General features: G+C 68.0%; 9 protein-coding genes and 1 riboswitch. Of the genes, 6 read left to right on the forward strand and 3 right to left on the reverse strand.

The genetic code is table 11. The features are described from left to right. The first annotated feature begins 170 nt into the window (after positions 1-170). Both K0M70_RS03905 and K0M70_RS03910 read left to right on the forward strand, forming a co-directional pair. Positions 171-440 carry a YlcI/YnfO family protein gene (locus K0M70_RS03905; protein WP_290779546.1) on the forward strand — a complete coding sequence of 90 codons (270 nt, stop codon included), beginning with the start codon at positions 171-173 and terminating at the stop codon, positions 438-440. Further along, entirely contained in the window at positions 437-745 is a 309-nt protein-coding gene (locus K0M70_RS03910) for a type II toxin-antitoxin system RelE/ParE family toxin (protein ID WP_290779548.1), read from the forward strand. The genes K0M70_RS03905 and K0M70_RS03910 overlap by 4 nt, the downstream gene beginning before the upstream one ends. Positions 746-812: 67 nt before the next feature. On the opposite strand, the gene K0M70_RS03915 is transcribed toward K0M70_RS03910, so the two are convergent. Then, positions 813-1196 carry a DUF302 domain-containing protein gene (locus K0M70_RS03915; RefSeq protein ID WP_290779551.1) on the reverse strand — a complete coding sequence of 128 codons (384 nt, stop codon included), beginning with the start codon at positions 1194-1196 and terminating at the stop codon, positions 813-815. 136 nt (positions 1197-1332) lie between these two features. Between K0M70_RS03915 and K0M70_RS03920 the strand changes: the two genes are divergently transcribed. The 4 genes from K0M70_RS03920 (at position 1333) to ahcY (ending at position 5242) form a co-directional block, all read left to right on the forward strand. Further along, positions 1333-1986, forward strand: coding sequence for a CDP-alcohol phosphatidyltransferase family protein (locus tag K0M70_RS03920; RefSeq protein ID WP_290779552.1), 654 nt, complete (start codon positions 1333-1335; stop codon positions 1984-1986). Next, entirely contained in the window at positions 1986-2582 is a 597-nt protein-coding gene (locus tag K0M70_RS03925; RefSeq protein WP_290779554.1) for a lysophospholipid acyltransferase family protein, read from the forward strand. The genes K0M70_RS03920 and K0M70_RS03925 overlap by 1 nt, the downstream gene beginning before the upstream one ends. Positions 2583-2591: 9 nt before the next feature. After that, positions 2592-3560 carry a phosphatidate cytidylyltransferase gene (locus tag K0M70_RS03930; protein WP_290779557.1) on the forward strand — a complete coding sequence of 323 codons (969 nt, stop codon included), beginning with the start codon at positions 2592-2594 and terminating at the stop codon, positions 3558-3560. 112 nt (positions 3561-3672) lie between these two features. Then, a riboswitch (S-adenosyl-L-homocysteine riboswitch) is annotated at positions 3673-3762 on the forward strand. 55 nt (positions 3763-3817) lie between these two features. Next, on the forward strand, positions 3818-5242 hold the full coding sequence (gene ahcY / locus K0M70_RS03935) for an adenosylhomocysteinase (RefSeq protein WP_290779558.1): 1425 nt from the start codon (positions 3818-3820) through the stop codon (positions 5240-5242). A gap of 71 nt (positions 5243-5313) precedes the next feature. Here ahcY and K0M70_RS03940 read toward each other — a convergent pair whose 3' ends face one another. Then, a complete protein-coding gene (locus tag K0M70_RS03940) occupies positions 5314-5868 on the reverse strand; it encodes a DUF3228 family protein (RefSeq protein WP_290779561.1) in 555 nt (184 codons plus the stop codon). Positions 5869-5908: 40 nt separating this feature from the next. Further along, on the reverse strand, positions 5909-7013 hold a 1105-nt coding region (locus K0M70_RS03945), incomplete at its 5' end, for a GGDEF domain-containing phosphodiesterase (RefSeq protein ID WP_290779563.1).

Raw genomic sequence — 7013 nt, forward strand, 5'->3', positions numbered from 1 at the left:
CCCCGGGGCCCCCCGGGCCTACCCCCCCGCCCCCGTGGGGGGGGGGTACTCCCGCCCCGCCCCCCCCCCCCCCCGGGCCCCCAACCGCCCCCCGTTCCTTTTCCAGCCCCTTGCAAACCCTCCCACACCGGCGCACGCTGCATCGCAATTGCAATGCAGTGGACAGGCCCATGAAAACCGCCACCATTCCCTCCCTCCGCGTCGCCCCGGAGCTGCGCGAAGCCGCCGAAAACGTCCTGCGCGAAGGCGAGACGCTTTCGGGTTTCGTCGAAGCCGCCCTGCGTGCGCAAATCGGGCAGCGCCAGATGCAGGACGAGTTCATTGCCCGGGGCCTCGCCTCGCGCGACCTCGCCCGCAAGACTGACCGCTACCTCCCCGCCACGGTCGTTCTCGATGACCTGGCGGCGCAGCTCAAGCAGGCCAAGAAAAGGAAACCATGAACTTCAGCGTCCGCTTCACGGAAGAAGCCCGCGACGACCTGAAGCGCCTGTACGGTTTCCAGCTGGATCAGGCCGACGGCGATTTTCGTCAAGCCGACGCCGCTCTCGAGGCCATCTCTCGTGGCATCGCGCTACTGGAGTTCTCGCCCTTCGCCTGCAGGCGCGCTGCCGGCGGCGACGTCATGCTGCGGGAACTGCTGATCGGATTCGGCGCCGCCGGCTACGTGGCCCTGGTCGAGATCGAGGACGTGCAGACCGTCACCGTGCTGGCGGTCAGGCACCCGCGCGAGGATGACTACCGCTGATGCCTGGCGCGGCGGCGCCGGTGGCCAAAGGCGCAGGCGTCGACGGGCCCGAAGCCCGCCCCGGCCTTCAGATGGACGCTTCGATGATGCGCTCCATCGCCTGCTCCACCTCGCGGGCGGCCGGGGCGATGCGCGGGTCGTCGGACACCAGCCCGAGCATGGCGGTCGGCGGGATCATGCCAACGATGGTCTTGCCGCCGTCTTCGTAGATCGATATCCGGCACGGCAGCGCCATGTTCAGCGCCATGTCCACCTTCAGCACCTCGCTGGCCTGGCCCGGGTTGCAGATTTCCATCACCCGGCACTCGTTCGCCATCGGGAAGCCCTTGCCCTCGAGCGTCTTCCTGAAATCGTAGTGGTGCAGCAGGCCGAAACCCTGGGCCTTGCAGGCCTGTTCGATGTCGGCGAAGACCTGGTCGACCGTCTTGGATGTTTCCTTGCGGTACAGCATGTGGTTCTCCTTGGTGCGCCCGGAGGCGGTTTCGAACCCTGGCCTTGAGCATGCGCCCCGGTTTCTTGACTCCCGTTAACCGGCGGCCGCCGGGGTGGCCTATCGCCGGCAGCGCCGGTTCTGGCATCTTTCCCCCATGACCGAGCCCCGCCCCACCGAATCCCGCCGCCCGCTCACCACCCGCAGCGCCGGCTGGGCCAAGGCCCTGGCCGCCGCGCTGGCGCGGGCCCGCGTCAGCCCCGACCTGATTTCCTTCATCAGCATCCCCATCGCCCTGGCGGGCATGGCGGCGCTGCTGCACCTGCCCGGCCCCGCAGGCCTGCTGCTGTGCGCGTTGGCGGTGCAGCTGCGGCTGCTGTGCAACCTGCTGGACGGCATGGTGGCCGTGGAAGGCGGGCTGGGCGGGCCGACCGGGCCGCTGTGGAATGAATTGCCCGACCGCATCGCCGATTCGGTGTTCATCGTGGCGCTGGGCATGGCGGCGGGCGAGCCGATCCTGGGCTGGGCCGGCGCGCTGCTCGCCGCGGTCACCGCCTACATCCGCACCACCGGCGGCGCGCTCGGCTTCGCGCAGGATTTCAGCGGCGTGCAGTCCAAGCCCAAGCGCATGTTCGTGATGACGGTGGGCTGTTTGGTGGCGGCGGCTTGGCCGTGGTGGGCGGACGCGTGGTACGCGCTGTTGGTGGCTTCCTGGATCATCCTCGTCGGCTCGGTGGTGACCTGCATCACCCGCACCGTGAAGATCGCGCGCCTGCTGCGCGAACGCGCGGCCGCCGCGAGCAACCCCTGATGCTGGGCACCCCGCTCATCCTCGCCCTGCGCGGCCTGGTCGGCGCCAGCCCGCGCTGGATCGGCTGCCAGCCGCTCACCACCACGCGCATCTACTTCGCCAACCACACCAGCCACCTCGACACGCCGGTGCTGTGGTCCGCCCTGCCCGGCTTCTTGCGCCGGACAACGCGCCCCGTGGCCGCGAAGGATTACTGGGGCAAGCCGGGCCTGCGCAAATGGTTCGCCGACAGCACGTTCCGCGCCCTGCTGATTGACCGCGAGCGCACCGACCCCGACGTGGACCCTCTGGCCCCGCTCAGCGCCGCATTGAATGACGGCGACTCGCTGATCCTGTTCCCCGAAGGCACCCGCCGCGCCGAGCGCCTGCCGGCCGAGTTCAAGAGCGGCCTCTACCACCTGGCCATGCGCCACCCCGACGTGGAGCTGATCCCGGTGTACCTGGAGAACCTCTACCGCTCCATGCCCAAGGGCGCCCACATCCCGGTGCCGCTGACCTGCGCCGTGCGCTTCGGCGCCCCGCTTTCCCATGTGCCCGACGAACCCAAGGCCGCGTTCCTGGAACGCGCCCGGGCCGCCGTGGTCGCCCTGGCCTGAGGCCCGCCGATGCCGTCGCTGGAACTGGATTTCAACAACCCCATCCTGCAGCTGCTGAGCGGCGTGGTCGCGCTGCTGGTGCTGGCCTCGCTGATTGGCGGCGTGCTGCACCTGCGCCAGCGCGGCAACCCCAGCGCCACCATCACCAACCTCAACCAGCGCATCGTGGCCTGGTGGTGGATGGTGGCCGTATTGGCCACGTGCTTCTGGCTGGGCGCGGGCGCCACGGTGGTGCTGTTCGCGTTCGCCTCGCTGGTGGCGCTACGCGAGTTCGTCACGCTCACGCCCACGCGCGCCGGCGACCACTGGGCGCTGGTGGCGTCGTTCTACGTGCTGCTGCCGGTGCAGTACTGGCTGATCTACAGCGACTGGTACGGGCTGTTCGCGATCTTCATCCCGGTGTACGGCATGCTGGCCCTGCCCATCCTGGCGGCCCTGCAGGGTGACACCGACCACTTCCTGGAGCGCACCACCAAGCTGCAGTGGGGCGTGCTGATCGCGGTCTACTTCATCAGCTACGCGCCGGCGCTGCTGTTGCTGGATCTGGAAGGCGGCATGGCCCAGAACCTGATGCTGCTGTTCTACCTGCTGCTGGTGGTGCAGATCAGCGACGTGCTGCAGTACGTGGTGGGGAAGCTGTTTGGGCGCACGAAGCTGGCGCCGAAGGTGAGTCCGTCCAAGACCGTGGAAGGGCTGGTGGGTGGTGGCGCGCTGGCGGTGGGGGTGGGGACAGCGCTGTATTGGGCTACGCCTTTTACGCCGTGGCAGGCGGCGGCGATGTCTACCGTGATCGTGATGGCGGGGTTCTTTGGGGGGTTGGCGCTTTCAGCGGTGAAGCGGAGTCTTGGCGCCAAGGATTGGGGGCAGATGATCGAGGGCCACGGCGGCATGCTGGATCGGCTGGATTCGGTGTGTTTCGCCGCGCCGGTGTTTTTCCATCTGTGCCGATATTTCTTCCAGGCGCCGGCGGCTGGATGAGGCACAGGGTTGGCTCCCACCATTCATCCCCCCATCGCGAACAAGCGATATAATGCCCGCCGGTCCACAAGGACCCGCACCCCCGGCAGCCGCCCCGCGGCCCGCCGGACCCTCCGCCGAGGGGCGCTGCAAGCCCGGTCCGCCCCGCGCGGACAAGGGATCAGGCTCGGCGAAGGTTCCGTACCAACCGCGCCCGTTGAACGCGAGCCGCCGAGCCCCCTGGGCCGGCCAGGCCGCCCGATAACGGAGCAACAAACATGAACGCCGTAGTCAATCTGAAGCAGGACTTCAAGGTCGCCGACCTCTCCCTGGCCGATTGGGGCCGCAAGGAGCTCGACATCGCCGAGCAGGAAATGCCGGGCCTGATGTCCATCCGCAAGAAGTATTCCGCTTCCAAGCCGCTCAAGGGCGTGCGCGTCACCGGCTCGCTGCACATGACCATCCAGACGGCCGTGCTGATCGAAACCCTGAAGGACATCGGCGCCGACGTGCGCTGGGCCTCGTGCAACATCTTCAGCACCCAGGACCACGCCGCGGCGGCCATCGCCAAGACCGGCACCCCGGTGTTCGCCTGGAAGGGCGAGACGCTGGAGGAGTACTGGGACTGCACCCTGGACGCCGTGACCTTCCCGGGCGGCAAGGGCCCCGAGCTGGTGGTGGACGACGGCGGCGACGTCACGCTGCTGATCCACAAGGGCTATGAGCTCGAGCAGGGCGACACCGTCTGGGTCAACTCGCCGTCGGGCAGCCACGAAGAACAGGTGATCAAGAACCTGCTCAAGCGCGTGGCGCGCGAGCGCCCGGGCTTCTGGACCAACGTGGTGAAGGACTGGAAGGGCGTCTCGGAAGAGACCACCACCGGCGTGCACCGCCTTTACCAGATGCTGGAACAGGGCAAGCTGCTGGTGCCGGCCATCAACGTCAACGATTCGGTCACCAAGTCCAAGTTCGACAACCTGTACGGCTGCCGCGAGTCGCTGGCCGACGGCCTGAAGCGCGCGATGGACGTGATGCTGGCCGGCAAGGTGGCCGTGGTTTGCGGCTACGGTGACGTGGGCAAAGGCTCCGCGGCCTCGCTGCGCAACTACGGCGCCCGCGTGGTCGTGACCGAAATCGACCCGATCAACGCCCTGCAGGCGTCCATGGAAGGCTTCGAGGTCAACACCGTCGAGTCCACCCTGGGCCGTGGCGACATCTACGTCACCACCACCGGCAACAAGGACGTGCTGACGCTCGAGCACATGGCCAACATGAAGGACCAGGCCATCGTCTGCAACATCGGCCACTTCGACAACGAGATCCAGGTCGACAAGCTCAACACCTCCGACGCCGTGCGCCTGAACATCAAGGAGCAGGTGGACAAGTACACCTTCGCCAACGGCAACTGCATCTACCTGCTGGCCGAAGGCCGCCTGGTGAACCTGGGCTGCGCCACTGGCCACCCCAGCTTCGTGATGTCGAACTCGTTCGCCAACCAGACCCTGGCGCAGATCGAGCTGTGGACCAACAAGGACAGCTACGAGAACAAGGTGTACATCCTGCCCAAGAAGCTGGACGAGGAAGTGGCCCGCCTGCACCTCGAGAAGATCGGCGTGGTGCTGACCGAGCTGACCACCGACCAGGCCGAGTACCTGGGCGTGTCGAAGGAAGGCCCGTACAAGCCGGACCATTACCGCTACTGAGTTATCTCTTCATTGCTTTACACGGACGGGCACCTTCGGGTGCCCGTTTCTTTTGCAGGACCCCGTTCCTGCTACCGCCAGTTGGCGTGGGTTGACCAGAAGGCGACGCTGCGGCGGTAGGCCTCGCGGTCCAGCGGCACGCCGCTGCCGCCCTCTTCCACGCCCAGGGCGTTGCGCATCATGGTGATGGGCACCATCGGGACCTCGTCGGGCGTCAGGGTGTAAAGGCAGCCGACGATGCCCCAGTCGGCGTCGATGGCCGTGCCCTCCTTCGCCAGCTGGTCGCGGCTGTAGAGGATGGGCACCAGGTAGCCGGCCACCGGCGGCTCCAGGCCCTCGAACCAGCGCACCAGCACAGGCAGCTCGTCGCGCGTGCGGGCCTCATAGGCGCTGCGCAGCTGGTGGCGGTTGGCGTCGGTGATGGCGACCACCGAGCAACGGGTCGCGGTCCAGTTGCGATGCGCGTGCAGGCGGCAGAACGGCGCGTAGCCGGGAATCACCCGATCCGGAACCTCGGCGTTGAGGCGCTCGACGAAGGCCGCGGGCGTGATGTCCTGGATGGCGGTACGGCGGCCGTCGGCCGGGAACAGGCGGACGCGGGCAAACTCGGTCAGGGCAATACTCATGCCGCAATCATGCCGCGCGCACGCGCCCACGCCCAGCCTTCTACCCCCCGGCCTGCGAACCCAGCACGCCGCACAGTGCAAGGTTGTCCATCGCCTTGCCGTACAGCCAGCCCTGCAGCCGATGCACGCCCATGGACACTAGGGCGTCCCGCTGGATGGGCAGCTCCACGCCTTCGCCCACCACGTCGATGCCGAACGCCGCCGCCAGGGTCACGATGGCCTGCACGATGGCCATGTCCGCCGCGTCGCCGGGCATCCCCTGCACGAAACTGCGGTCGATCTTGATGACGTTGATCGGCAGCCGCTTGAGGTACACCAGGGACGCATAGCCCGTCCCGAAATCGTCGATCGCCAGCTGCACGCCCAGGGCGCGCAGGTGCCGGAGGGTTTCGAGCGCATGGTCGATGTCGCGCATCAGGGTGGTTTCGGTCAGCTCCAGGCACAGGCGGGCCGGCTCCAGGCCCGAGGCCTGGAGTGCGGCCGTGATGTCCTCCAGCAGGCCGGGCTCGTCGAACTGGCGCGCCGACACATTCACCCGCACCGATATGACCTGCCCATCCGCGCCCAGCGGCCAGTCAACCGCGTCGCGGCAGGCCTGCTGCAGCACCCAGCGCCCGACGGCCAGCATCAGGTCCGACGTCTCCAGCACGTCGATGAACTCGCCCGCCACCACCAGCCGCTCGCCGCTGCGCCAGCGCAGCAGTGACTCCGCCGCAACCCATTGGCCGGTGCCGGCGTCGAACTCGGGCTGGTAGTGCAGTTCGAACTGCCCCTTGGCGAAGGCCTCGCGCAGGGCGCGTTCCTGGCGCATGTCGTCCAGCAGGGCCGCATGGTGCTCATGGTCGTAAACGGCGAAGGCGAACCGGTCGACCTGGCTGGCCTGTTCAGCGGCTTCTTCGCTTTGCTGCAGCAGTACGCGCGGGTCGTGCATGTCGCCCCGCTCCGCCAGCGTGATGCCGATACTTGCCAACGGCGCTGCCTCCAGCGGCGCCCATTCCATCGTGCGCAGCGCCGCCAGCACCCCCTCGGACAGCCGCACCACCGTGCGCTTGGCGGGGTTGGCGGTGATCAGGAAGGTGAAGCCGTCGGCGCGTGTCCGGGCCAGTTCAACCCCGTTGCCGGTGAAGGAGCGCAACCGCTGCGCT

Origin of the sequence: Arenimonas sp. (assembly GCF_019459675.1) — a bacterium.
Classification (GTDB): domain Bacteria; phylum Pseudomonadota; class Gammaproteobacteria; order Xanthomonadales; family Xanthomonadaceae; genus Arenimonas.

Coding starts and splice junctions, on each gene's coding strand:
- K0M70_RS03925 (WP_290779554.1), top strand. CDS start 1,986: ATGCTGGGCACCCCGCTCATCCTCGCCCTGCGCGGCCTGGTCGGCGCC.
- K0M70_RS03905 (WP_290779546.1), top strand. CDS start 171: ATGAAAACCGCCACCATTCCCTCCCTCCGCGTCGCCCCGGAGCTGCGC.
- K0M70_RS03940 (WP_290779561.1), bottom strand. CDS start 5,868: ATGAGTATTGCCCTGACCGAGTTTGCCCGCGTCCGCCTGTTCCCGGCC.
- K0M70_RS03915 (WP_290779551.1), bottom strand. CDS start 1,196: ATGCTGTACCGCAAGGAAACATCCAAGACGGTCGACCAGGTCTTCGCC.
- K0M70_RS03910 (WP_290779548.1), top strand. CDS start 437: ATGAACTTCAGCGTCCGCTTCACGGAAGAAGCCCGCGACGACCTGAAG.
- ahcY (WP_290779558.1), top strand. CDS start 3,818: ATGAACGCCGTAGTCAATCTGAAGCAGGACTTCAAGGTCGCCGACCTC.
- K0M70_RS03920 (WP_290779552.1), top strand. CDS start 1,333: ATGACCGAGCCCCGCCCCACCGAATCCCGCCGCCCGCTCACCACCCGC.
- K0M70_RS03930 (WP_290779557.1), top strand. CDS start 2,592: ATGCCGTCGCTGGAACTGGATTTCAACAACCCCATCCTGCAGCTGCTG.